Here is a 24,501-nt window from a genome sequence, read left to right on the forward strand (position 1 = left end):
CCTGCCTAACCGTGTTTAATTTCCTGCCCATTCTCCGAGAAGCGATCGCCCGTTGGTGGTCCGAATTCACTCTCCAAACTAAATTAATGGCTGCGGCTACTTTAGCCGTCTCTTTGTTGATGAGTGGTTTAACCTTTTGGGCGGTTAACACAATCCAGCAGGATGTCCGTCTCAATGATACCCGTTTTGGCAGGGATCTAGGGCTGTTATTAGCCGCGAATGTCTCCCCCCTCATTGCTGAGGACAATTTAACCGATTTAGCCCGTTTTTCAGCCCGTTTTTATAGTAGTACCTCCAGTGTTCGTTATTTGATCTACGCTAACGAGGAGGGTGAAATATTTTTCGGCATTCCCTATTCTACCGCCGAAGTTAAGAACTCCCTGACGATCGAGCGTCGCATTCAATTACCGGAAAATTATGGCGAAAATGGGGAAACTCCCCTCATCCGTCAGCATAAAACCCCCGACGGTGAAGTAACCGATGTCTTTGTTCCCTTAAATCATGAAGGCAAATATTTAGGGGTATTAGCGATCGGGATCAATCCTAACGCTATTGTGGTGGCTTCTTCTAATCTAACCCGTGATGTTACTATTGCCGTTTTTGTCTCGATTTGGGCTATGGTGATTCTCGGGGCAGTTTTTAATGCTCTAACTATCACCAAACCGATCAAGGAGTTATTAGTCGGGGTCAAAAATATTGCAGCGGGAAATTTTAAGCAGCGCATTGATTTACCCCTGGGAGGAGAGTTAGGGGAATTAATTCTCAGTTTTAATGAAATGGCGGAAAAGTTAGAACGATACGAGGAACAAAATATCGAAGAAATGACCGCAGAAAAAGCCAAACTAGATACGTTAATGTCCACTATTGCTGATGGAGCGATTCTTCTAGATACTAACTTTCAATTATTATTAATAAATCCCGCAGCTCGGGAAATATTTGGCTGGGAAGATCAGGAAATTATCGGTAAAAATGTTCTACATCTTTTTCCTTCGGAGTTAACGGTTAAACTAACTAAACCTCTCTATCAAATTGCGGCGGGAGAACCACTCCAGAATGAAGAAACCGCTAATCAAAATCAGAAAAATGCTGTTATTGATCAGGAAAATAATAACTATTCCCCGGCGGAATTTAGATTATCTTTAACTAAGCCGAAACCCTACACAATTCGCATTTTGTTAACTCAGGTATTCGATCAGTATCGGGAGAATGTCCGGGGAATTGCCATGACGCTACAGGATATCACCAGAGAAACAGAATTAAATGAGGCAAAAAGTCAATTTATCAGCAATGTTTCCCATGAGTTAAGAACCCCTTTATTTAACATCAAATCTTTTATTGAAACCCTAACAGAATTTGGTGAGGATCTCAGCGATACAGAAAAAAGAGAGTTTTTAGAAACCGCTAATCATGAAACCGATCGCTTAACTCGTTTAGTTAATGATGTTCTCGATCTTTCTCGGTTAGAATCCTCGCGTAACTATAACTTAGACGCGCTCGATATCGGACAATTAATCGAACAAACCCTAAGAACCTATCAACTCAATGCTAGGGATAAAGGACTAGAATTAAGCTCGGAAATTGAAGCCAATTTACTACCAATTTTAGGTCATTATGATCTACTTTTACAGGTATTAACTAATCTAGTCGGTAACTCCCTAAAATTTACTCCTGCTGGCGGTAAAGTTGTGATTCGTGCCTATAAAATAAGCAGAGATAATCCTCAAGAAACTCTCAAAATTCGCGTGGAAGTATCCGATACTGGTATTGGCATTGATGCCGAGGATCAAAGTGCCATATTTGATCGCTTCTATCGGGTAGAAAATCGCGTTCATACCCTAGAAGGGACGGGATTAGGATTATCGATCGTCAAGAATATTATCGAAAAACACTATAGTCAAATTCATTTGATTAGTGAAGTGGGAATTGGCACAACTTTCTGGTTCGATCTAGATTTATATCAAGGCTTGATCGCCAGCAAGAAAATTAACGACGTGAGTTTATAAAAGCTAGGGCAATACTGCCCAAAATCAGGGTTAATAATAGCAATAATCCCTTATTTCTGAGACACCAATTTTTAAAAACCCTAGGCAGAGGGAGAGGAGGAATTTTTTCGGCTATTATTTGGCTATTTTTGTATAAAGTGCAACTGGTAGCGTAGGGACGTTGGGGAAAATTACAGCTATCATCGCCATGGTAGAGACAAGTTTCACATAAAAACTCGCCCGTGACGGCTTGATGCAGGGTCATGCCGGGATGACCATAGGCCTTTAAAATATTAGAACAGTAGGGACATTGTAATGCTTGACTATCGACCTTGTGCTGACAACGAGGACAGGTAATCATAATCGCTAAATTTTCCCTTTGAGGATTGTCATTGCTGATGATCATAGACTATAGCAAAATCCCCTGGCTTTTTCTGGTTATTTTACTAAATAGCTGCGCCATTGGGAGGCAACTTCTTCCAGTAAACGCCAAGTTTTACCCTCGATCTGTCTTTGTAAATAAAGATCAAAATTGTTGTGTTGTTTGGTATCTTTTTGATGGGGCAATTGTAGAGTTAGATCGTAATCCCCCTGCAAGTGATAAGCGGGCAAATTGCCCACATAAATCGGTTCCAGACTGGTGACATTAATTTTACCAATTTTTACCGACGGCTCATCGATCTGTAAAGATTGACTAAGGCGATCGGATGTGTGACGAAATTGTAATAAAAGGGCTTTGGCGACGATTTCTCCGTCAGGAGCAAATTCTTGCGGGGGAGTGACACTACCACAAGCAGTCAGGAGGATAAGGAAAATAATGGTTAAAAAACCGAGAAAACGGCGCATAAAATGATATTTTGAAAAAGAATGGCAGCGAGTTAAGAAAGATTATGACTCAACCAAATGAGCGAGAGAATTTCAGTCAAGCAGAAACGGTGATCCGACTACAAGAGGCGATCGAGCAGTTAAATTCGATCGTTTCCCAACTTAACACAGGAACGGGGACAGTGTTACCCCCAAAAGTTGCCGTTGATAATCTTCTTAACTCAACGCAACAGTTAGCCGCTGCTTTAAAACCAGACGAATTCGCAGAAGTTGAGCAAAGTTTAACCCCAGATTCTCCCATCGAAGCAGCGGAGGGAATTGACGACATTTTACCGGATTTCGAGCAGGTGGAAGGGTGGTGGACGGCGATTTTAAACAAAATTCGCCGACTTTTACCTGGGGGAATTAGCGAAAAAATTCCCGATTGGTTAATCACCGGCTTGTTAACAGGAAGTTTAGTCACTATCCTCTTAGTAGCCGTGATCAGTTTACCGAAAAATCCGGCGGAAATTGCCGAAAATATCCCCGAAGTTATCCCTAGTCCCCCACCGGCTGCCGGGGAAATTATCGAAACTCCCCCAGAATTAACCGCACCAGAGGCACCGATTCCCGTCCCGATTACTAAAGCAAAACCGCGATTAACTCCCGAACAAAGTTTAGTCGCAGCTATTCAAGAGGAAATTACCGATTTAACTGCTCGTTATCCCGCCGGGATTATTGCTACTATAGAAGCGGACTTTTTGGCTAGTCGTCTAGTAGTTATTTTGGGCGATAATTGGTATAGTCTGGAGGCATCACAACAGGATAAATTGGCTAATTCGGTTTTTCAACGTTGCCAAAGTCTCGATTTTCGCCGCTTGGAAATGAAGGATAACGAGGGAATTCTCCTCGCTAGAAGTCCCGTTATCGGCGATCGAGTGGTGATTGTCAATCGCACTCAACCCACCGCTGCCATCTCCTCCGGTGAGTAGTTGTGAGCGCAGGGGGAGGTATTTTTCGACAAAGACAGCCTCAAGAATTCTCGCCAACCAGTCCGCTTTTTCCCCTCGCTGGTTAGATATCTGAATATACACAAAAATTAGTGATCCCTGACTTAACAGTGCTATAATTAGCTAGGTAAAATTTTGTAACGATTTTTAATCTTGAACCTACCCGATAGTCAATGCTTCCCCCCGTCCCAAGTGGACGCGGCACTTTTGGTGCGAGAAAAATTGCTCCGATCCAACCCAACTCCCTTAAACCTTTCTAGGGTTCCCCTGAGTGCCAAAATTTTGCCCTAACTACCCGGAATTAAGAGATTTCAGATCATACCATGAACTCTGTTATTCGTCAACAGCGAGCGCTGATCACCGGAGCCAGTAGCGGCATCGGCAAAGAAACCGCCCTCGCTTTCGCCAAGGCGGGAATTAATCTGGTTTTAATCGGTCGCAATCAGCAGAAATTGGCAACCGTGGCGGCAATGGCGGCAGATTTAGGCGTATCAGCCCAAGCTTACCCCTTAGATTTGGCAGATATCCCAGAAGTATCCCCTAGTATCGCTAAAATCGCCCAAGAATCAGGACCGATCAACATCCTGATCAATAATGCCGGCATGGGTTACACAAACCCCTTGGCCGACACACCTTTGTCAGACTGGCAGCGGGTGATCGACCTGAATTTAACCAGTGTTTACCAGTGCGTGCAAGGGATTTTACCTGCTATGCGTCAACAGGGGGGAGGCACGATTATTAACGTTTCCTCGATCGCCGCCGATAATTTTTTCCCCGATTGGGGGGCCTATAGTGTCAGCAAAGCGGCATTAGTGGCATTTTCTCGCATTTTAGCGATCGAGGAGCGGGCTAACGCCATTCGCGTCACGATTATCACCCCCGGGGCTGTCAATACTCCCATCTGGGACAGCGATAGCGTCAAAGCAGATTTCGATCGCTCGGCCATGTTAACCCCGGATATCATCGCTCAGGCCATTCTGCAAGCGGTGTTACTGCCCAAACAGGCCGTAGTGGAAACGATGACCATTATGCCCAGTGCGGGGGCATTATAACCCAAAATACTTCTATTTATTGATCAATTCGCCTACAGGCATCCTCATTATGACCATAGCTTCTTCTAACGGTTTAAACGGTAATCTAACCGACGCTATCCAAGCACGCGTGACCACTCGCCCTGATCGCAACACCCACAATGGCAAAACCGCCCAAATTCATCCAACTTCCGACGAAAACAAAGAACAGATGATGGATGCGGTCAGAAATATCCTGATCTCGGTGGGGGAAGATCCCGAAAGAGAAGGTTTATTAAAAACCCCCAAACGGGTGGCCGAAGCGATGCAGTTTCTCACCCAAGGCTATCAACAATCCCTGGAAACCCTCGTTAATGGTGCGATCTTCGATGAAGGTCATAATGAGATGGTATTAGTGCGCGATATTGACTTCTTTAGTCTCTGTGAACATCATATGTTACCCTTCATGGGTCGGGCCCACGTTGCCTATATTCCTAACCAAAAGGTGGTCGGATTAAGTAAATTGGCCCGCATTGTGGAAATGTATTCCCGTCGTTTACAGGTGCAAGAGCGCCTCACCCGTCAGATTGCCGAAGCGATTCAAGAAATTCTCGACCCCCAAGGGGTTGCGGTAGTCATGGAAGCAACCCATATGTGTATGGTGATGCGCGGGGTGCAGAAACCGGGATCCTGGACTGTCACCAGCGCCATGTTAGGAGTCTTCCAAGACGAGCAGAAAACCCGCGAGGAGTATCTTAACCTGATCCGTCATAAACCCAATTTCTTCTAGTCAGGGAAATGGGAGAATTCAACTAAAACCCCAACACCCAAAACTTTCTGACTGATCACTGATCACTGAATTTTTGCAGTCGCTCTAACAAGAGGGCGACTTTTTTCACGTCTTTATCACCAGGCGATCGCTCAACGCCGCTAGAGACATCAATGCCATCGGGGTGCAGCCTGGTTAAAGCTTCACCAATATTATCGGGGTTGAGTCCTCCAGCCAGAAACCAGGGCAAGGGGGGCGAAAAACTGGCTAAGGCTTGCCAGTCTAAGGTATGTCCCGTACCGCCGAGCAATTGGGGATGGTAGGCATCTAAAAGTAAAGTATCGACGCTATTGAAGTAAATTGCCGACTTTTCCCAACTTTCTCTGTCTTTGATCCGCAAAGCTTTGATAATTTCCCGGTCGGGTAATAATTGCCGCAACCTTTGGCAATATTCGGGAGATTCTATACCATGTAACTGCACACTTGTCAAGGGGGTTTTAATAATTATTTGCTGAATAATTTCCGGTTGCTCGTCGGCAAAAACCCCGATAAAATCAATTTTGTCGGGTATTGCGGCGGTAATAGCATTAATTTGCTCGATGTTGACGTAACGAGGCGAACTCGGTACGAGGATAAAACCTAAGGCCGTAGCTCCTAAATTGGCGATCGCTCGTCCCTGGTCCGGTTGGGTAATGCCGCAAATTTTAATTCGCATTTAATCTTATTCGCAAAACGTTACAAAAACTGTTAAGTATTCAAACAAAAAGCAGTTTCGGGTCAAGAGCTTTTTATAATGCCCTGTGATTAACAAAATCTTATCAAGACTGGAGCGCAAATGATCCCTTCCGCCTTACTTTTAGCCACTGCTCAAACCATTCCCTGGAATTTATCCGTCGGCATTACCATGACGTTAGCTAACCTAGTAGCCTTCGTTATCGGTTATTTTGCTATCCAAAATACTGGGGCCGGCCCTGCTTTACCCTTGCCGCAGTTAGCCTCGAAAAAAAGCTTCGGTCTGCCGGAATTATTGGCTACCATGAGTTTTGGCCATATTCTCGGTGCGGGACTGGTTCTCGGTCTTTCTAATGCGGGTATTCTCTAATCAGTGATCAGTGATCAGTAATCAGTGACCAGTAAACCTCAGAGAGAGGAGTAAGGAGCCAGTAGTCAGTAGTCAGGAGAACTAAGTATAAAGATATTTTAGGCAACTTCATCCCTATTTTCCCATTTTTGAACTCTCAAAAGTTAATTATGTCAGAAGTCTAGTAATCGTCAAGATCGGGTGATTATTCTGGCTGCTGGCGAGAAAATTAAGAAAGCAGTGGCCCCAGTCGAAGCTGGAGACTTTGCTAACAAAGAAGAAGCAGTATTTGCTAAATTAACTCATGAAAGTTAGATGGCTGCGGAAAGAAGTATCGAAAATAATTGGTAAATGCGAACGTTGCTAATCGCTTAATTAATCGTAAATATTGCCTCTAAAGTTAATCTCATAAATAAAGATTTCGTCTGTCTCCTTGCCGATTTCAAAAATAACTCGCATTTTGCCAACACGAATTCTGGAGAATCCTTTTAACTCACCTTTAAGTTTTTTGATATCAAGTTCTTCAGGGGGATAAACGTTTTGAGTTTCAAGGCAGGTTTTGAGAATACCAATTTTAGTCAAAACAGATTTTCGGCTATTGGCATCTAGTTTCTCCAAAAATTTATTGGCTGATCTACTGATCCTGATCTTCACGATTAAACCAGCCTGTAATATCAACGAAGCCGTCGTCTTTGTAATCAACAGGATTAAAGGTTGCTTCTATGTCAGCTTGTTCTATATCATCAACATAGGGAATCAGCATCTCGAAGAATTTAAACCATTCTTCCCGCATAACTTCGCGGACGCTTTCCTTGATGATGGTTTTGAGCATTAGAGCATCTAAGGTGTTTGCCGGCTCCATATATTTTCCTCCAATCTACTTGAATTCTAGCAGCAGATCAAGAAAACGGGTTTCTTACAGCAGCTATCTTCAGGATTTTAGTTTTCTCAAGCCACTGTTCGAGGCAAGTCAAGAGATTGGGAGAGATTCAGGTAATCTAAGGATAGGCGGTTAAAGTGCATCTTAGCTTACCTGATAACGTTCTTAAAATCTATCTTCAGTAAAAGTTACTTATTTTAGTTGTATAGCTACAGAAATGAGTAACTTTAAAAAGCTTTAGGTAGGTTTTTGGTTTCTGTAGTTAACCCCGATCCTCACAAACAAAGTCCACTACTCGATCGATTTCTCGGGATGAGCGGATGCGACGACTACCGCTGCCGAGTTCGCCACCACGACAATTGGCCCACCAACGCTCGCGACTGCCATTAACGATCGCATCAAATTCTCTAATTCTGCCACTATCATAATAACTGCGGCGATCAACGACAAAACGACCGATATTGGGGAGGCGAAATTCTTCATAAACATTACCTTCCCAACCGCCACCAACATTACCGTGATGGTCGTCCATGCGTACCTCAAACTCGCCCCGACAACCATTTCTGACCACAATATTGCCGTTTTGGAAATCCCAATTACCCTCACAGGGAGCAGCGGAGCGAGTGCGGGTTAATCTCACCTGGGCCCATCGAGCATTGACGGGACAGCGAGTAGTGCGACCGCTTTGACTTTCACAATTAATTCTCATGGTTCTGGCCGCTGCTGGCTCGCTCCCTAGGGGATAAATTAGCAACAAACCGAGACTAGATAATAAAATTTGGCGAAACATTGTCTTAATCTCCAAGAAATTCTCTAGTTTATCCTACATGGGTATCCAGAAAATGAGTAGTAGTTGCTTGAGATGCGTTAATCAACAAAAAAGAAGGGTGATTTAACTTCACCCTTCCCCCTATTCGGTAAATTTTCTTGCCATCCTTAGAGAGCGTTACCGCGAGGTAATACTTCTTCAGGGAAGATAAAGTTTTCGTGGGGTTGGTCTTGGGGAGCCATCCAAGCTCTCAGACCTTCGTTAAGCAGAATATTTTTAGTGTAGAAGGTTTCAAATTCCGGGTCTTCCGCCGCTCTCAATTCCTGAGAAACGAAGTCATAGGCCCGTAGATTAAGGGCTAATCCCACTACACCCACAGCACTCATCCATAAACCAGTCACGGGGACAAAGAGCATGAAGAAGTGTAACCAACGTTTGTTGGAGAAAGCGATGCCGAAGATTTGCGACCAGAAACGGTTCGCAGTGACCATGGAGTAGGTTTCTTCCGCTTGGGTGGGTTCAAAAGCCCGGAAAGTGTTGGAACCTTCACCGTCTTCAAACAGGGTATTTTCTACGGTCGCTCCGTGAATAGCACAGAGAAGCGCACCACCGAGGATCCCGGCTACACCCATCATGTGGAAGGGGTTCAGGGTCCAGTTGTGGAAGCCTTGGAAGAAAAGAATGAAACGGAAGATACCAGCCACGCCGAAGCTAGGGGCAAAGAACCAGCTAGACTGACCGAGGGGGTACATCAGGAAGACACTGACGAACACCGCAATCGGGCCAGAGAAGGCGAGGGCGTTGTAGGGACGAATGCCGACTAAACGGGCGATTTCAAACTGACGTAGCATGAAGCCAATCAGGCCGAAAGCACCGTGCAGGGCGACAAAGGGCCATAAACCGCCGATTTGACACCAACGGGTGAAGTTACCTTGGGCTTCCGGGCCCCAGAGAAAGAGGATGGAGTGGCCGAAGGCATCGGCGGGGGTGGAGACGGCTACAGTCAGGAAGTTGCCGCCTTCCAGGTAGGAACTGGCTAACCCGTGGGTGTACCAGGAGGTGACGAAGGTGGTGCCGGTTAACCATCCACCTAGGGCCATGAAGGCGCAGGGGAAGAGTAGTAAACCAGACCAACCGATGAAGACGAAACGGTCTCTTTTGAGCCAGTCATCGAGAGCATCAAACAGCCCTCTTTCTGGGGCGCGTCCGACAGCAATGGTCATGGGGGTTTTCTCCGAAAAATGTATATTATTGCTAAGATTCCGCGCTCTCTTCTCCATCTATCCGAGCAGGCGAGCAGATGTGTGGAAGAATTGTGAGAAATCTTTACTTTTCTTAACTTACACTATATTGGAAAAAATGGCCAAGGTTTTTTAGGTCGATCTTAAAAAAATCTAAAATTTTTTCGGGAGACCACTTGCTGGGCGACATTCGGCGAAGCTCAGTCGAGCGGACGGTGAGCTTGTCGAACCGCCGTTGCGGGGGGAGACCACTTCGTGCGCGTTGCGGGGGGGTTTGGGGAGATGGGGAGATATGCCGCCTCAATTGCTTGGTATTGTCGTCTTCACGTCTTGAGCGGAATGCTAGACCTCTCTGTGCGGTAATTATGCCCAAATTGAGGTGATTAAACCACACAGTGCGGTATTAGGTTTTATTTAGGGGGTGTTAGACCGATGGAAGTGGGATAGTAAGACAGAAGAGGTTGCTTGACCGCAGAGAGGGGTATAATTAATATTTAGATGCCTCCATGGCTAACTTGAAGTGAGAGTATATGTTGAAAGAAACTATTTATTTGCATAAGTTCAGTTATTTTCTTGGGTTGGTTCGGGAGATTGGCGGCTGGAATTTCCTATACCGCTATGTAATACGAGGGTTTTATAAAATAACCAAGCTCAACCAGAAAATGGTTCTATTTAATAATGTACAAATGACTCTGCCGTACGATAGTCGATTCGGAACAGAAATTTTCCTCAAGGGAAGCAAGTTAGATTGGGGATCTGAAATTATCCTTCATCGGTTCTTAGATATTAATAAAGACTTTATCGATGTTGGAGCTAATATTGGTTATTACAGTTTACTTGCTGCTCCTTTATCTAATCAGGTTTACGCCTTTGAACCCGATCCGAGAATGGTTGAACACTTAAAGAGAAATCTTTCCCAGTTTCAAAATTGTCATGTTTTAGAAGAAGCACTTTTTTCAGAACCAGGCACTATGGAGCTTAGTTTAAACTCATTGCCTGAACTAAATTCGCTGGTCAGGCATAGTACCCAAGAGAACAAGATGACAGTCAAGGTAAATACTTTAGACAAATTGATGTCTGATTATCCGTTACTAAGTGTTTCATGTATCAAAACAGATGCTGAAGGAGCAGACTTCGATATACTAATCGGTGGCAAAAATCTTCTCATTCGAGATCAACCCTTAGTCTTGTCCGAACTTTATCCAACAACCAAGGTCCTTGAATTTATTAAATCCATTGAATTTACCTGTTTTGCTTTCGTCAAACCTAAGGATGAGGAGGGAGCTAATTCCCAGCCAAAATTCATGAAGATTGAAACAAAACCGACAAACTCTCGTATTAAAATGATTTTCTTAGTTCCTAATAGACTCTTGTCAAGGTTTGAAGAGCTAAAAGATGTCTAACACCTCGTCGCCGCAGACGGAACAGATCTGATCCGTAGGAGTTGAAAGTTATCTGCCGCCGCCGCGTTTTGTCGTTAGACAGAACTAAATTCAAAGGGTACAAGGACACTTACTTCAGTGGGATGATAAGATGCTTCCATGCCTAGAAGGAGCCGAGATTAGTTTACTTACCCAAACGCGGCAAGGGTAGCCATGAAGGTTGGAGACATCCTTTGATCGGAAAAACACTGACAATCCCGGGCAAAGATGCAGATGATGTCCCACTTTACCTGGAAAAACAACTGGCAAAACTACTGACTGAACTGAAAGAGTTGCGAGAGTTAATCGGTGATGACGCTAGGGTTATCCCCACAGTGAACAGCAATCAGTGAACTGAAAACTCACATCTGATCACTGATCACTGATCACTGACTTCCCAACCCCTGCTATACAATGGTTTTTGACTTGTTTTTTCGAAGGGAACGCTAAACTATGTATTCGATCGATATTACCCTGAAACTCTCCCCCATCCCCATTTCCGTGCAGCGCAAGGAAGAAGCAGCAGCAGACGCTTTGTATCAAACAATTATTAACGCTATGCGATCGCCGAATCCCGAATTATTAGAATTAACCTGCGAAAAACAAACCGATAAAAAGGTGGCGGTTTTTAGCGATCAGATCAGTGCGGTGATTGTGTCACAAAAATCCGGGGCTGCCTTCACCGGTAAAGCGCCGGGGTTTGTCGCTTGAGCCACAGAATAGTTCTTTAATCAGTTATCAGTGAGCAGTAATCAGTAATCAGTGAGCAGTAAAAAGACAGTAGGAAACTTCTATTTAATACTGCACACTTAAAAACTCAAATCTGATAAATGATAACTGATAACTGATAAATGATAACTGATAAATGATAACTGATAACTGATAATTCATGACTATAAAAGTAAAAGACCTCTGGTTTAGCTGGCCGAATGGGAAATCAGTATTAAATGGCTGCTCTTTGCAAGTTCCCAAAGGAGAATTTTGGATGTTGTTGGGGACAAATGGCAGCGGTAAATCAACCCTGCTGCGGCTCTTAGCGGGATTATTAAAACCTAGTCGCGGGAAAATAGAGATACCCAACCCCCTCGGTTTTGTTTTTCAAAATCCCGACCATCAGTTAGTTATGCCAACAGTGGGAGCAGATGTGGCCTTTGGGTTGGTATCCGAGGGTTTATCCACGCCAGCAATTCGGGCCCGGGTGCGGGAATCCCTAGGGGCGGTGAATTTATTAGAAATGGAAAAACGACCGATCTATGCTCTCAGTGGCGGACAAAAGCAAAGAATCGCCATTGCGGGGGCTTTAGCTCGTCATTGCGAGGTTTTGCTCTTTGATGAACCCACCGCCCTTTTGGATGGGGATACCCAGTTAGAATTAGTCTCTCAAGTGCAGAAATTGGTCAAAAACCGAGGGATTACGGCCCTTTGGGTGACCCATCGCCTTGATGAATTGGATTACAGCGATGGAGCATTTTTATTAGAGGGTGGCAAGGTAACGGATCAGGGAAATGCCCTAGAATTAAAAGCGAGATTATTGGCAAGTGCGGCGGGAGAATCCTAAATTTTTTGTTAATATCATTAAGATGCTGTTTTTTAGAACTGCCCTTAATGCCACACAAATTACTCTCAAAGCCATGGTTAATTCTTCTGATCGTTCCCTTCTGCTGGTTGACGGCTACAACGTCATCGGCGCTTGGCCGTCCCTGAAAAAAATCAGCGATCGCCACGGTCTCGAACCGGCGCGAGACAAGTTAATTGAAACCCTAATCGGTTACACCCACCATCAGGGTTATCAAACCCAAATCGTCTTCGATTCCTACCTTCAAGACACCCCCGGCAGCCAAGAACGCTACACTAACCATTTATCGGTTTATTTTACCGCTCACGCTCAAACCGCCGACACCTATATCGAGAAAACCTGTGCCGATTTTTGGCACGATCGCGCCCCAGCTATCGGACGGATTATCGTCGCTACCTCTGATAATGCCCAAAAAATGACCGTTATGGGTTATGGGGCCCAGTGGATTTCCGCTCAACGTCTGGAAATCGAGGTGGATTTAACCGGTCGTCGTCTGAGAAAATCCCAGAGTTCTTCTCAAAGTCCCAAAGGGCGTTTTTTATTCCATTCTCTCGATGCTCAGGTGCAACAGAAATTAGAGAAAATGCGCCACGGAATTTAGTTATCAAAAACCTTGACAAATTACCTCAAATATGTATCGACAAAATCCCGAGTAGAGGCACAGGTAACTGTGTCTCTAAGCTTTTCAAGGTCAGTTGCGGTCTGGGGGATTTTGTCACAAGCTGGCCCCTCTAAACCACTGGTGTCACAGTTGCAATTCTGCTAAACCTAAATAATAAATTCCCGTGGGTGTCACTTGGAAGCGACAGGGTAAAACCTTGACTCCTTTAGCCACTGCTTGACGCAATAACTGCCCGTATTTAGCATCCTTAATATCCCCTGGAGCAAACCGGTCACAATCACCCCGATTAATAAAGTAGAACATAATCGCCTCCGCTGCCGGCAATAAAGCCATTAATTCCTGTAAATGCTTCTGTCCTCGCGTGGTGACAGTATCGGGAAAAAGTGCTGTTTCTCCCTGATTCCAAGTAGTATTTTTAACCTCGATATAGGTGAGGGAATTATCCCCATGAGTCAAAAGAAAATCAATTCTACTGCCATTATTTTGACCGTAGGCCACTTCCGATCGCACCTCGGTGTCATTTTTGACCAAATCGGGAAAAACTCCTTGCAACAGGGCATTTTTCACCACCTGATTAGGAAGATTGGTATTAACTCCCACCCAAGTCTCCCCCAGTTGAATCATCTCCCAGGTGTAAGCTAATTTTCGCTTCGGGTTATCACTGCGAGAAAGATAAACCGGTTGACCCTCTACGCATACATCCGTCATCGGTCCGGTATTAGCGCAATGGGCCGTAATTAATTCTCCGTTGTCCAGTTGTATGTCGGCAAAAAAGCGTTTGTAACGTTTAATTAAAATACCCTTGACAAGAGAAGGATAAGTGTGAACCAACAAGGAAGTCATCAAATTTCTGCCGAGGAATATAAGGTAAAGAATAGCCTTTTTTTGGGATATTAACCTGAAGACAGTAGATAGGGATTTAGGGAGATAGGGAGATGGGGAAATTTCGGCTAAATTCCCCACTACCCCACCACCCCACCACCCAATTCATAATTCATAATTCATAATTCATAATTCCCAACCCCCAACCCCTATTCCCGAAAAACCGAGAACCGCTCAGGTACAATAAAAGCTTGAGGCTTAGTAGACATTGAGATTATGGGTAACACTTTCGGACGACTATTTCGGGTTTCCACTTTTGGAGAATCTCACGGGGGGGGGGTAGGAGTGGTTATCGATGGTTGTCCTCCGCGCTTAGAAATTTCCGAAGAGGAGATTCAAATCGATTTAGACCGTCGCAAACCGGGACAAAGCAGAATCGTGACCCCGCGTCGGGAAAATGACATTTGTGAGATAATTTCGGGCGTTTTTGAAGGCAAAACCCTCGGTACACCGATCGCTATTTTAGTGCGGAATCAGGATGCTCGCTCGCAAGATTACAATGAAATGGCCGAGAAATTCCGACCTTCCCATGCGGATGCCACCTACGAAGCAAAATACGGGATTCGCAACTGGAAAGGAGGAGGCAGATCCTCGGCCCGGGAAACCATCGGCCGGGTGGCCGCAGGAGCGATCGCCAAAAAAATCCTTAAATCTGTCTATAATGTCGAGATTATCGGTTATGTGAAGCGAATTAAAGATATTGAGGCAATCATCGACCCCAACACCGTCACCCTCGACGAGGTGGAAAGTAATATGGTGCGTTGTCCCAACGAGGAAACGGCCGCCCAAATGATCGCCCTGATCGACCAAATTCGCCTGAATAAGGACTCGATCGGCGGTGTGGTGGAATGTGTAGCCAGAAATGTGCCGAAAGGTCTAGGAGAACCCGTTTTTGATAAGCTAGAAGCCGATTTAGCTAAGGGGATGATGTCCTTACCCGCGAGTAAGGGATTTGAAATCGGATCGGGATTTGCGGGAACCTTCTTAACTGGCAGCGAACACAATGACGAGTATTTTATCGATGATAACGGAGAAATTCGCACCACGAGCAATCGTTCGGGGGGTATCCAAGGGGGAATCAGTAACGGTGAAAATATTATTATCCGCACCGCTTTTAAACCCACTGCGACTATCGGTAAAGAACAAAAAACCGTGACACGCACTGGGGAAGAAACCACCCTGGCAGCCAAAGGAAGACACGATCCTTGTGTTTTACCTCGGGCCGTCCCGATGGTGGAAGCGATGATGGCTTTGGTATTATGCGATCATCTGCTCCGTTTTCAGGGACAATGTACGATTAGCGATCGCTTTTTCTAAACCTTTACCTGCGATGAAATTTTTATTCCTTCATTCCAATTTTCCCGCCCAATTTCGCCATTTAATCACGGTTTTGGCTCAAGAACCCCGAAATCAAGTGATTTTCGGCACTACCCGGCAGCAGGGAGAGATAGCGGGGGTAAAAAAATTTATTTACAAGGAAAGTCGCGCTGTTTCTCCCCAAACCCATCATTATGTCCGTCCCCTCGAAAGTGCGGTTTTACAAGGTCAAGCGGTTTATGGTGTTTGTCAACAACTGAAAAATCAAGGATTTTATCCCGATATTGTCTATGCACATTCTGGCTGGGGGCCGGGTCTATTTATCAAGGATATTTTCCCGAAAACTAAGTTTTTAGCCTATTTTGAATGGTTTTATCATGCCCATGGTTCCGATGCTGATTTTGATCCGGCGGATCCCCTTAATGCTGATGCCGAGGCCCGGATTAGAATTAAAAATGCGCCAATCCTCATCGATCTGGTCAGTTGCGATCGAGGTTTATCGCCGACTATCTGGCAAAAACAACAATTTCCGCCGGAATTTCACTCTAAACTGACGGTTTTACACGATGGCATCGATACGGACTATTTTTGTCCCCGTCCCGATGTGCAGTTAGTCATTCCAGAGATAGGTTTAGATTTATCCGGTGTTAAGGAGATTGTCACCTATGCAACCCGGGGAATGGAACCCTATCGCGGTTTTCCCCAATTTATGACGGCTGTTTCCCTAATTTTAGCCCGTCGGCCTAACTGTCATGTGGTGATTGTCGGAGAGGATCGAGTCGCTTATGGAAAAACTCTACCGGACGGCAAAACCTATAAACAATTGATGTTAGAAAGCCTTTCTTTGGATTTATCCCGGGTGCATTTTACCGGTTCTCTGCCCTACGGTCAATATAAACAGGTTTTACAGGCATCGGCCGCCCATATCTATCTTACCCGTCCTTTTGTGCTGTCCTGGTCAATGTTAGAGGCTATGGCCATGGGTTGCGTGGTGATTGGTTCCGATACTCCCCCCGTGCGAGAATTAATTACCGATGGGGAAAATGGTTTATTAGTGGATTTCTTTTCTCCCCAACAAATAGCCGATCGCGTGGATGAAGTGTTAGATTATCCCCAGGGTTGGCAAAATCTGCGTTTAAATGCGAGGGAAACCATCAAGCAACGCTACGACCTCAAGCAATGTTTACAGGATCATCTAGATTGGTTATTGAGTTGATTTTTCAGTGAACAGTAAACAGTGAACAGTAATCAGTGAATAGTAAACAGTAATCAGTGAATAGAAAGCTGCGAACTTGCCAGGTAATTAGTCATTCTCAATAAAGACAGCCTTATTGAGAATGACTAAACATAGAAGTATTGCCGGGTAAAGGTTTCTCAATAGACATATAGCAAAAAATGGGTTATTTAGGACGCTTTCAATTTTCAAACTCTTATCGGTCAAGGGTTTCAGCGATTGATTGTCCTAACCACCCCGATCTTTGCTATATATGAAATACTTATACTAAATCCAGTTATTAAAGACCGATTATCTATTCCTCCTACCCCCCTTGCCCTAGGGTTGATTCAAGGTAGGGTTGATTCATGAATCAACCCTACCCAAAGCGCAACTAGAGCGACTGACTGCTTGAGCGGCTAATCTAAAGGCCGTGGCGGCTCGATTGACAACTTTGCGAGTTTGTGAGCTTTTGACTTTTCCGCCAGTAATGGGACAGCCTGGACATAAACCTAACCAAGAGGCGAACTGCTTCTCCGTTTTAAATTTACTGGGGTCTAAGCCAACTTCGGCAATAATCGTTTGCACCGTAACCACATGCAAGCCATCAATGGTGGTGAAATCTACCCCAGTAAGGCGATAGAGATGACCATGTAAATCAAAAGGGGGATGGGTTTTTCGACGGTGATTCTTCTTGACTGAAGGCGGAGGTGGTTCTTCTGTCACTGAGGGAAATTTGGCCAAACATTGTTCAATTTCAGCATCAATAGCCCCTATTTGTTGTTGATAAAATTCATACACAGACAGTTCTTGGTGCAAAATAAAGACCATTTCCTCCCGATAATTCCCCGTTAAAGCCGCCTCGATTTGTGCCGGAGAACTTTTAATCTTACGGTCGGCAAGCTTGGGCTAATTTCTTGGGATTTCTTTCGCCAGCAATAATCGCTCTGATGATATTTAATCCAGTTACTCCCGTCACATCACTAATCACTTTATGGAGTTGTAAGTTCATCTGGGTTAGGGTTTTTTGCAGTCGCTGAATGTGACTGGCAGCACTTCTAATCAGATTTTGGCGTTGCTGATTTGAGATATGAATCTTCTTTTCTGGTATTTTTAAAACCTAGAGCCAAACTAACTTTTGCATCTGATGCAAAGTTGGCATTCATACCTTGATTCAGCAACGCCCAGATTTTCTCTTTGTCTTAAATAACTCCTCAGAACTACTATTTCTCCTTCGGGAACAAAAGAGGGGGCAAGTAAGCCCTAACTGTGCAATTGTTGTAACCACTGACAGTCCAGCACATCGCTTTTTCTCCCTGGGACATTTTTGACGCTTTTGGCGTTGACGAGAAAGACTTTGAACTGGCGTTCACTTAAGATTTGAAACAGGGGAATCCATTCAACTCCAGTGGATTCCATCGCCACACTGGTGATACCACACTCTTCTAACCAATCGGCTAACAATAACAAATCGGGAGTGGTACAACCAAAACTCCTGATCTTCTCCTGGGACAATTCTTGGGGGACGCAGACCCAATGTTCTCTGGCTACCAGGTCAATTACAGCCGCCTTGGCATTGATGATGTTTAACTTCTGGTCACTACTTTGGGTTTTTGAAGACTTGTTTCGGGATTTGGTCATGGCTTTCTTGGCTCCGAGTTATGATCGGGGAAGTACCCTGGTTCTAGGAAGGGTTTTTTACTTGATTCTCGACCACGGGTTCACGAGTTAATCCTCGTCTCGCCAATTCTTTTTTCCTCTTTCCTAGGGACTTTTGCTGATAATCGGGTCTCATGACACCATTGTTACTCCGGTTTGAGTTCAGGATACTTCCAGATTTAGAATATCAGGGCTTGTCCCTAGTTTCTCTTTTTCTTTTTAGGGCGCGTAGCGTCCTTCAGGAGCTGATAATTGCTGATTGTCGGTATTCGCGTAAATGTGAGATGCACCCTGACCATTAAGATAACTGTTATTAGTAATTATAGCGGTAAGCGCTTGAGTGAGATACAGACCAAGCTTTGCCTAGCATGGTTTATAGCTCGTGACACTGTACCTCATACGACTGCACACCGCTATATGGGAAAATAAATCTCCATACCTTATTTCTTCGTGGCACAATAGAGACAAAGTATAAAAAACTTAACAATAAGGAGGGGTTCGATGGTTGCTACACCAGTCAAAATAAAACGTCTCACCATGCAGGTGTCCGATCTCACCGCAGACACCACCGCTATTCGTTCCCTCGATTGGGATCGCGATCGCTTCGATATTGAATTCGGATTACAAAACGGTACGACTTATAACTCCTATCTGATTCGTGGGGAAAAAATCGCCCTTGTGGATACCTCTCACGAAAAATTCCGTCAACTATATTTTGATAGTCTCAACGGATTAATTAACCCTCAAGAAATCGATTATTTAATTATCAGTCATACCGAACCCGATCACAGTGGGTTAGTCAGGGATATGTTGCAACTCGCTCCCAATATTACCGTCGTTGGGTCGAAAGTGGCAATTCAGTTTTTAGAGAATTTAGTTCATCATCCCTTTCAACGTCAACTGGTCAAAAATGGCGATCAGTTAGACCTAGGCAATGGTCACATTCTCGAATTTGTTAACGCTCCTAATTTACACTGGCCCGATACTATTTTTACCTACGATCACGGTTCGGGAATTTTATTTACCTGTGATGCCTTCGGAATGCACTACTGTTCCGATGATCTTTACGATGAGCAATTAAGTGCTATTGAACCAGATTATCGCTTCTATTATGAATGTTTAATGGCTCCTAATGCTCGTTCCGTACTAGCGGCGATGAAAAGGATGGAACCCCTGGGTAATATTAATCTTGTGGCTAATGGTCATGGTCCGTTATTAAAACATAATGTTACTGAATTATTGACCCATTATCGTGATTGGAGTCAGGCACAAACTAAGGCAGAAAAAACCGTCGCAGTTTTCTATATTTCCGATTATGGTTATAGCGATCGCCTCTGTCAATCTATTGCCAAAGGTATTACTAAAACCGGTGTGGCTGTAGAAACGCTAGACCTGAAATCCGCCGATCCCCAAGAGGTAAAAGAATTAGCTTCTTCTGCGGTGGGAATCGTCATCAGTACTCCCCCCGTTTCTGGTATTAATGCCCAAGAAATTACGGGGAATCTAGGCACAATTCTCGCCTCGGTTAACCCCAAACAATACATCGGAATGTTTGAATCTCAAGGGGGTGATGATGAACCAATTTTACCTCTATTTAATAAGTTTTGTGAATTTGGCTTAACCAAAGCTTTCGATCCCATTCGTAGCACAGAAACTCCTAACGAGAGTCTCTATCAACGCTGTGAAGAAGCGGGTACAGACATGGGACAACTATTAACCCAAGAGGTAAAAGTTAAACAAAGAAAATCCCTCGATACTGACCTTGATAAAGCCATCGGACGGATTAGCGGTGGTTTATATATTATTACCACCAAGAAAGGAGACAGAAGCGGTGCAATGGTCGCTTCTTGGGTGACTCAAGCAAGTTTTGATCCTCCCGGTTTTACCGTTGCTGTGGCCAAAGATCGGGCGATCGAGTCTTTAATGCAAGTGGGGGATCAATTCATTTTAAATATTCTGGAAGAAGGCAATTATCAAACCCTGATGAAACACTTTTTAAAACGTTTCGGACCTGGGGAAGATCGTTTTGCAGGAGTCAATACTCGCACCGCTAATAATGGTTCCCCAATTTTAGCCGATGCTCTCGCTTATTTAGAATGTGAGGTAGTTAGTCGCATGGAATGTGCTGACCACTGGATTGTTTACAATAAAGTCACCGATGGTCGCGTTTCTAAACCTGATAGTTTAACGGCCGTTCACCATCGCAAAGTCGGTAATTATTATTAGGATTCTTGCTTGATTTGACTGGTTGAGAAAATACAGATCAAGATGCTTGCTCTCAGTTTTTGAGAGTAGTTTAACCTCTCAACCAGTTAGGGTCTGCTGAAAAAGTTTGCTGGTGGGGGCAGGGTGTGGGGTGTGGGGTGTGGGGTGTAGGGTTTTACCGATTTTGAGGAGGTCAATTACCTAATTTTCGGGGAAAAAGCACCTGAATTTTCCCCCTGATCACTCCCATGCCTAGCACTTTTGGATTTCAAAAAGGTCTCAAAGTCTTACCCAACAAGGTTTTTAGATTTATTCAGCCAACCCCAGTTAGTCATACTAAATCCGTCGAGTATAGGCTACATATCAGAAGAGGCACTCATGCAAAACGGAGAATAAATAATCAGTTTTTAATAACTGGATTTAGTATCACATCTGATAACTGACAACTTACCCACTGATAACTGATAACTGATAACTGATAACTGATAACTGATAACTGTTCCTATGGACTAATGCCCGCAGATTTAAGGGCTTTTTCCATTAAAATTACATGGGTACTGCTTTCCTGTCCCTGGTTGGCAGGACGACGCTGAATATAACTGCCATCGGATTGTAATTCCCATGCTTGCCGGTTATCTGACAACATGATGCCGAGAATTTCTTCCAGTTCCTTGGCGATCGCTGGTTCATCAATGGGTGTCACTGCTTCCACGCGACGAGTCAGGTTCCGCGTCATCCAATCGGCGCTACCAATATAAACCTCCTCCTGACCACCATTGTAGAAGTAAAAAATGCGGGAATGTTCCAAAAAGCGGCCGATAATGCTAATTACTCGGATATTTTCGCTCACTTCCGGCAATCCGGGCCGTAAACAACAGATCCCACGAATAATTAAGTCAATCTGCACGCCAGCACGAGAAGCGGCGTATAAGGCTTCTATAATCGGTTTATCGACAATAGAGTTCATTTTTGCGACAATGCGCCCCGTACCGCCATTTTTACAGTTTTTGGCCTCGCGATCGATCATTGCTAACATCCGTTTTCGCAAACTCACGGGAGCAATTAAAAGTTTGCGATAGGATTGCTGACGGGAGTATCCGGTCAGAAAGTTAAATAAATCGGTGATATCTGCCCCCAAATCCTCGCGACAGCTAAGTAAACCCAAATCAGTGTATAATTTAGCCGTTTTCGGGTTATAGTTACCCGTGCCAATATGGAAATAACGACGGATTTTATCCCCTTCTTTTCTGACCACGAGAACCACTTTCGTATGGGTTTTTAGACCAACTAAGCCATAAACAACGTGAACTCCGGCTTGTTCGAGCTTTTTCGCCCAATTAATGTTATTTTCCTCATCAAAGCGAGCTTTTAGTTCTACTAACGCCGCTACCTGTTTACCATTTTCCGCCGCCGCAATCAGGGAATTGACAATCGGGGAATCCCCGGAAGTACGATACAAGGTCATTTTAATCGCTAAAACATGGGCATCATGGGCAGCCTGAGCGATAAACTGTTGTACCGAGGCACTAAAGGAATGGTAAGGGTGATGAACGAGAATATCGTTATTGCGAATTAAAGTAAAAATATCTTCGCCATCCTGTTCTGGGATGCCGTCTTCGTTACCGTCAACTATTTCTCGCAATCCCTGTAAAACCGTTGGGGTGACAGGATTCCAAGGCGGATCTTTCAGTTCGGGACAGGGTAAAGACATAAAATAAAATAAATCTTTGTGTCCCAGCAGTCCATCCACATCGTAAACATCGATCTCCTCAAGTCCGAGATCGCGCATGATCCGGTTTTTAATATTGCTAGGGGTAGAACTGTGAATTTCCAGACGTACTGCCGATTTACCGATGCGGCGCTTGCGTACTTCTTCCTCGATCGCTAATAATAAATCATCGGCCTCATCTTCTTCGACGGAGATATCGGCGTTGCGTGTCACCCGAAAAGGATAACATTCTTGGATGATCATGCCGGGGAAAAGTGCCTCTAAATTGTGCATTACCACCTGTTCAAGGGGTACTCCCGTCCAAATCGAAGCCTTTCCGTCTTGGTGGCGTAATTCTTTGGATAATGCCAGAAAACGGGGGAAAACCTGCGGTACTTTCACCCGGGCAAATAGTTCTTTATCGGTCTCGGGATCGCGAACGACTACGGCTAAATTGAGACTAAGATTAGAAATATAGGGAAAAGGATGACTAGGATCCACCGCCAGGGGAGTTAAAACGGGGAAAATATTTTGTTCAAAGTAATCGTGGAGATAATTGCGCTGTTCTTGATGTAAATCTACATAGTTAATCAGATGAATTCCCTGTTCCACTAAGAGATTTTTTAGGGTGTGTTCAAAAAGATGATCCTGCTGCTGCACAAGGGGACGCAGACGGTTACTTATCTCGGTTAGCTGTTCCAAGGCAGTCCTGCCATCGGCACTTAAAACGGCTACATTTGCTTCTACCTGTTGTTTAAGAACTGCCACCCGTACCATAAAAAATTCGTCGAGATTGGCACAAAAAATGGCGGTAAATTTTAATCTTTCTAGTAGGGGAGTCCGAGGATCAAGTGCCTCATAAAGCACGCGATGATTAAATTCTAACCAGCTTAATTCTCGGTTAAAGTAATATTGCGAATCTTTAAAATCGATTTCGGAAGTTACGCTAGGAGCTTTAGCCATAGAGTCTAATACCTAAATAATAGATTAAACAGTTAGTAAGAAGCCACTTAAGCCTAAATTTGACTATTTTGGGCGTTTTGTAGGCTATACTGCCCGAGATTAAGCCAAATTACCTCGATTATATTGGATGCTCATCCTTAGGATTCTAGCCTGACTGGGGAAAAAATCAATTTATTAAAAGGTTAAGAAATCAATCCCCGCCAGGCCACAGATCAAGGTTAAATGAATCTTTCAGTGAAATTAGATTTGTTAAATATCTAGACTTCCCCGTTGACAAAAGGCTATAACCTCTGCTGTAGAAGGGATTAAGAGAATTTCCACCGCCCCGTTATTGGTTACAAATCAAGGAAAACCTAATAAATCTAACGCATGATTGTTGCAGTTGGGTCGGTCGAGTCAAGCCCAAAACTGAGATATATAACCTCAGCTTATCAATGGCATAAGTAACAATATCGTCAAACCCCTTTACAAACCGATACAAACTCTCTAAGATAGAGACATCATCAATCAATCGTACCTCGATAACTTAATAGGAATCATAAACCAATGACCACCACTCTACAACAGCGCGAAAGCGCTTCCCTGTGGGAGCAGTTCTGCCAGTGGATCACCAGCACCAACAACCGTCTTTATGTCGGCTGGTTCGGTGTCATCATGATCCCCACCCTGCTCACCGCCACCACCTGCTTCATCATCGCCTTTATCGCCGCTCCTCCTGTAGATATCGACGGTATTCGTGAGCCTGTAGCTGGTTCTCTACTCTACGGAAACAACATCATCTCTGGTGCTGTTGTTCCCTCTTCCAACGCGATTGGACTCCACTTTTACCCCATCTGGGAAGCAGCTTCCTTAGATGAGTGGTTATACAACGGTGGTCCCTACCAGTTAGTCATTTTCCACTTCTTACTAGGTGTCTTCTGCTACCTCGGTCGTCAGTGGGAACTGTCTTTCCGTTTAGGAATGCGTCCTTGGATTTGTGTAGCTTACTCTGCACCTGTATCCGCCGCTACTGCTGTATTCTTAATCTATCCCATCGGACAAGGTTCTTTCTCTGATGGTATGCCTTTAGGAATCTCTGGAACCTTTAACTTTATGTTCGTGTTCCAAGCAGAACATAACATCCTGATGCACCCCTTCCATATGTTAGGTGTTGCTGGTGTGTTCGGCGGTTCCTTGTTCTCCGCGATGCACGGTTCTCTAGTAACTTCTTCCTTAGTGCGTGAAACCACTGAAATCGAATCTCAGAACTACGGTTACAAATTCGGTCAAGAGGAAGAAACCTACAATATCGTTGCCGCTCACGGTTACTTCGGACGTTTAATCTTCCAATACGCTTCTTTCAACAATAGCCGCTCTCTGCACTTCTTCTTAGGTGCTTGGCCGGTAATC

25 protein-coding genes and 3 pseudogenes are annotated in these 24,501 nt (G+C 44.4%); 16 read left to right on the forward strand and 12 right to left on the reverse strand.

Translation table 11 applies throughout. The features are described 5' to 3' along the window. Window positions 1-11 precede the first annotated feature (11 nt). Window positions 12-2,003 carry a two-component system sensor histidine kinase NblS gene (gene nblS / locus N0824_RS16005; protein ID WP_108937471.1) on the forward strand — a complete coding sequence of 664 codons (1,992 nt, stop codon included), beginning with the start codon at window positions 12-14 and terminating at the stop codon, window positions 2,001-2,003. Here nblS and N0824_RS16010 read toward each other — a convergent pair. Both N0824_RS16010 and N0824_RS16015 read right to left on the reverse strand, forming a co-directional pair. Then, a complete protein-coding gene (locus N0824_RS16010) occupies window positions 1,984-2,343 on the reverse strand; it encodes a hypothetical protein (protein WP_043996443.1) in 360 nt (119 codons plus the stop codon). The genes nblS and N0824_RS16010 overlap by 20 nt on opposite strands. Window positions 2,344-2,420: 77 nt before the next feature. After that, window positions 2,421-2,828: a hypothetical protein gene (locus N0824_RS16015; RefSeq protein WP_108937472.1), complete on the reverse strand. Its 408-nt coding sequence runs from the start codon at window positions 2,826-2,828 to the stop codon at window positions 2,421-2,423. A gap of 44 nt (window positions 2,829-2,872) precedes the next feature. Here N0824_RS16015 and N0824_RS16020 point away from each other — a divergent pair, with 44 nt between their 5' ends. The 3 genes from N0824_RS16020 to folE all read left to right on the forward strand — a co-directional run bounded on the left by N0824_RS16020 (window position 2,873) and on the right by folE (window position 5,596). Further along, entirely contained in the window at window positions 2,873-3,778 is a 906-nt protein-coding gene (locus N0824_RS16020) for a hypothetical protein (RefSeq protein ID WP_108937473.1), read from the forward strand. Window positions 3,779-4,119: 341 nt separating this feature from the next. Next, window positions 4,120-4,848: an SDR family oxidoreductase gene (locus N0824_RS16025; protein WP_108937474.1), complete on the forward strand. Its 729-nt coding sequence runs from the start codon at window positions 4,120-4,122 to the stop codon at window positions 4,846-4,848. A 49-nt stretch (window positions 4,849-4,897) separates the two neighbouring features. Beyond that, the gene (gene folE, locus N0824_RS16030; protein ID WP_002738197.1) at window positions 4,898-5,596 is read left to right on the forward strand and encodes a GTP cyclohydrolase I FolE; all 699 of its coding nucleotides are present in this window, start codon (window positions 4,898-4,900) and stop codon (window positions 5,594-5,596) included. A gap of 55 nt (window positions 5,597-5,651) precedes the next feature. Here the strand turns inward: folE and N0824_RS16035 are convergent, their stop codons facing one another. Continuing rightward, a complete protein-coding gene (locus tag N0824_RS16035; RefSeq protein WP_108937475.1) occupies window positions 5,652-6,290 on the reverse strand; it encodes a phosphoribosylanthranilate isomerase in 639 nt (212 codons plus the stop codon). 120 nt (window positions 6,291-6,410) lie between these two features. On the opposite strand from N0824_RS16035, the gene psaK reads away from it, so the two are divergent. Together psaK and N0824_RS21440 are read left to right on the forward strand one after the other, a co-directional pair. Then, window positions 6,411-6,677, forward strand: coding sequence for a photosystem I reaction center subunit PsaK (psaK, locus tag N0824_RS16040; RefSeq protein WP_002756861.1), 267 nt, complete (start codon window positions 6,411-6,413; stop codon window positions 6,675-6,677). A 180-nt stretch (window positions 6,678-6,857) separates the two neighbouring features. After that, the gene (locus tag N0824_RS21440) at window positions 6,858-6,971 is read left to right on the forward strand and encodes a hypothetical protein (RefSeq protein ID WP_002800612.1); all 114 of its coding nucleotides are present in this window, start codon (window positions 6,858-6,860) and stop codon (window positions 6,969-6,971) included. A gap of 60 nt (window positions 6,972-7,031) precedes the next feature. Here the strand turns inward: N0824_RS21440 and N0824_RS16050 are convergent, their stop codons facing one another. The 4 genes from N0824_RS16050 to psbD all read right to left on the reverse strand — a co-directional run bounded on the left by N0824_RS16050 (window position 7,032) and on the right by psbD (window position 9,528). Beyond that, window positions 7,032-7,334, reverse strand: coding sequence for a type II toxin-antitoxin system RelE/ParE family toxin (locus tag N0824_RS16050; protein WP_002784443.1), 303 nt, complete (start codon window positions 7,332-7,334; stop codon window positions 7,032-7,034). Continuing rightward, window positions 7,291-7,518, reverse strand: a complete 228-nt coding sequence (locus tag N0824_RS16055) for a hypothetical protein (protein WP_002756856.1) — start codon at window positions 7,516-7,518, stop codon at window positions 7,291-7,293. Before N0824_RS16055 ends, N0824_RS16050 begins: the two co-directional genes overlap by 44 nt. Before the next feature lie 280 nt (window positions 7,519-7,798). Then, the gene (locus N0824_RS16060) at window positions 7,799-8,326 is read right to left on the reverse strand and encodes a DUF3011 domain-containing protein (RefSeq protein ID WP_066029915.1); all 528 of its coding nucleotides are present in this window, start codon (window positions 8,324-8,326) and stop codon (window positions 7,799-7,801) included. Between the two features lie 146 nt (window positions 8,327-8,472). Next, window positions 8,473-9,528 (reverse strand): photosystem II D2 protein (photosystem q(a) protein), encoded by a 1,056-nt coding sequence (gene psbD / locus N0824_RS16065; RefSeq protein WP_002737445.1) that lies wholly within the window; start codon window positions 9,526-9,528, stop codon window positions 8,473-8,475. Between the two features lie 548 nt (window positions 9,529-10,076). Here psbD and N0824_RS16070 point away from each other — a divergent pair. From N0824_RS16070 to N0824_RS16090, 5 genes and pseudogenes are all read left to right on the forward strand, one after another. Next, a complete protein-coding gene (locus tag N0824_RS16070; RefSeq protein ID WP_108937476.1) occupies window positions 10,077-10,949 on the forward strand; it encodes an FkbM family methyltransferase in 873 nt (290 codons plus the stop codon). 185 nt (window positions 10,950-11,134) lie between these two features. Next, window positions 11,135-11,320: pseudogene (locus N0824_RS16075) on the forward strand (type II toxin-antitoxin system HicA family toxin); the annotation flags it as partial. Window positions 11,321-11,420: 100 nt separating this feature from the next. Beyond that, window positions 11,421-11,678, forward strand: a complete 258-nt coding sequence (locus N0824_RS16080) for a hypothetical protein (protein WP_108937477.1) — start codon at window positions 11,421-11,423, stop codon at window positions 11,676-11,678. Between the two features lie 178 nt (window positions 11,679-11,856). After that, a complete protein-coding gene (locus N0824_RS16085) occupies window positions 11,857-12,525 on the forward strand; it encodes an energy-coupling factor ABC transporter ATP-binding protein (RefSeq protein WP_108937478.1) in 669 nt (222 codons plus the stop codon). Window positions 12,526-12,598: 73 nt separating this feature from the next. Further along, window positions 12,599-13,144 (forward strand): NYN domain-containing protein, encoded by a 546-nt coding sequence (locus tag N0824_RS16090; RefSeq protein WP_199224929.1) that lies wholly within the window; start codon window positions 12,599-12,601, stop codon window positions 13,142-13,144. Window positions 13,145-13,288: 144 nt separating this feature from the next. Here N0824_RS16090 and sfsA read toward each other — a convergent pair whose 3' ends face one another. Beyond that, window positions 13,289-14,008: a DNA/RNA nuclease SfsA gene (gene sfsA / locus N0824_RS16095; RefSeq protein ID WP_108937480.1), complete on the reverse strand. Its 720-nt coding sequence runs from the start codon at window positions 14,006-14,008 to the stop codon at window positions 13,289-13,291. A gap of 255 nt (window positions 14,009-14,263) precedes the next feature. Here sfsA and aroC point away from each other — a divergent pair, with 255 nt between their 5' ends. Then, window positions 14,264-15,364 carry a chorismate synthase gene (aroC, locus tag N0824_RS16100; RefSeq protein WP_108937481.1) on the forward strand — a complete coding sequence of 367 codons (1,101 nt, stop codon included), beginning with the start codon at window positions 14,264-14,266 and terminating at the stop codon, window positions 15,362-15,364. A gap of 13 nt (window positions 15,365-15,377) precedes the next feature. Then, window positions 15,378-16,580, forward strand: a complete 1,203-nt coding sequence (locus N0824_RS16105) for a glycosyltransferase family 4 protein (protein ID WP_108937482.1) — start codon at window positions 15,378-15,380, stop codon at window positions 16,578-16,580. A 363-nt stretch (window positions 16,581-16,943) separates the two neighbouring features. Here N0824_RS16105 and N0824_RS21050 read toward each other — a convergent pair whose 3' ends face one another. The 3 genes and pseudogenes from N0824_RS21050 to N0824_RS16115 all read right to left on the reverse strand — a co-directional run. After that, complete coding sequence (locus N0824_RS21050; RefSeq protein ID WP_233256464.1) at window positions 16,944-17,378, reverse strand: IS110 family transposase; 435 nt, start codon at window positions 17,376-17,378, stop codon at window positions 16,944-16,946. 88 nt (window positions 17,379-17,466) lie between these two features. Then, the gene (locus tag N0824_RS21625) at window positions 17,467-17,589 is read right to left on the reverse strand and encodes a hypothetical protein (RefSeq protein WP_255420538.1); all 123 of its coding nucleotides are present in this window, start codon (window positions 17,587-17,589) and stop codon (window positions 17,467-17,469) included. Between the two features lie 178 nt (window positions 17,590-17,767). Next, window positions 17,768-18,218, reverse strand: a pseudogene (locus N0824_RS16115) (transposase); the annotation flags it as partial. A gap of 519 nt (window positions 18,219-18,737) precedes the next feature. Here N0824_RS16115 and N0824_RS16120 point away from each other — a divergent pair. Both N0824_RS16120 and N0824_RS21945 read left to right on the forward strand, forming a co-directional pair. Further along, on the forward strand, window positions 18,738-20,462 hold the full coding sequence (locus N0824_RS16120) for a diflavin flavoprotein (RefSeq protein WP_108937483.1): 1,725 nt from the start codon (window positions 18,738-18,740) through the stop codon (window positions 20,460-20,462). Window positions 20,463-20,645: 183 nt separating this feature from the next. Further along, a pseudogene (locus tag N0824_RS21945) lies at window positions 20,646-20,837 on the forward strand (hypothetical protein). A 106-nt stretch (window positions 20,838-20,943) separates the two neighbouring features. Here N0824_RS21945 and ppk1 read toward each other — a convergent pair. Beyond that, complete coding sequence (ppk1, locus tag N0824_RS16130) at window positions 20,944-23,112, reverse strand: polyphosphate kinase 1 (RefSeq protein WP_108937485.1); 2,169 nt, start codon at window positions 23,110-23,112, stop codon at window positions 20,944-20,946. A 546-nt stretch (window positions 23,113-23,658) separates the two neighbouring features. Here ppk1 and psbA point away from each other — a divergent pair. After that, on the forward strand, window positions 23,659-24,501 hold an 843-nt coding region (gene psbA, locus N0824_RS16135), incomplete at its 3' end, for a photosystem II q(b) protein (RefSeq protein WP_233256465.1).

The organism is Microcystis sp. 0824 (genome assembly GCF_003112475.1).
In the GTDB taxonomy this organism is placed as follows: Bacteria; Cyanobacteriota; Cyanobacteriia; order Cyanobacteriales; family Microcystaceae; genus Microcystis; species Microcystis aeruginosa_C.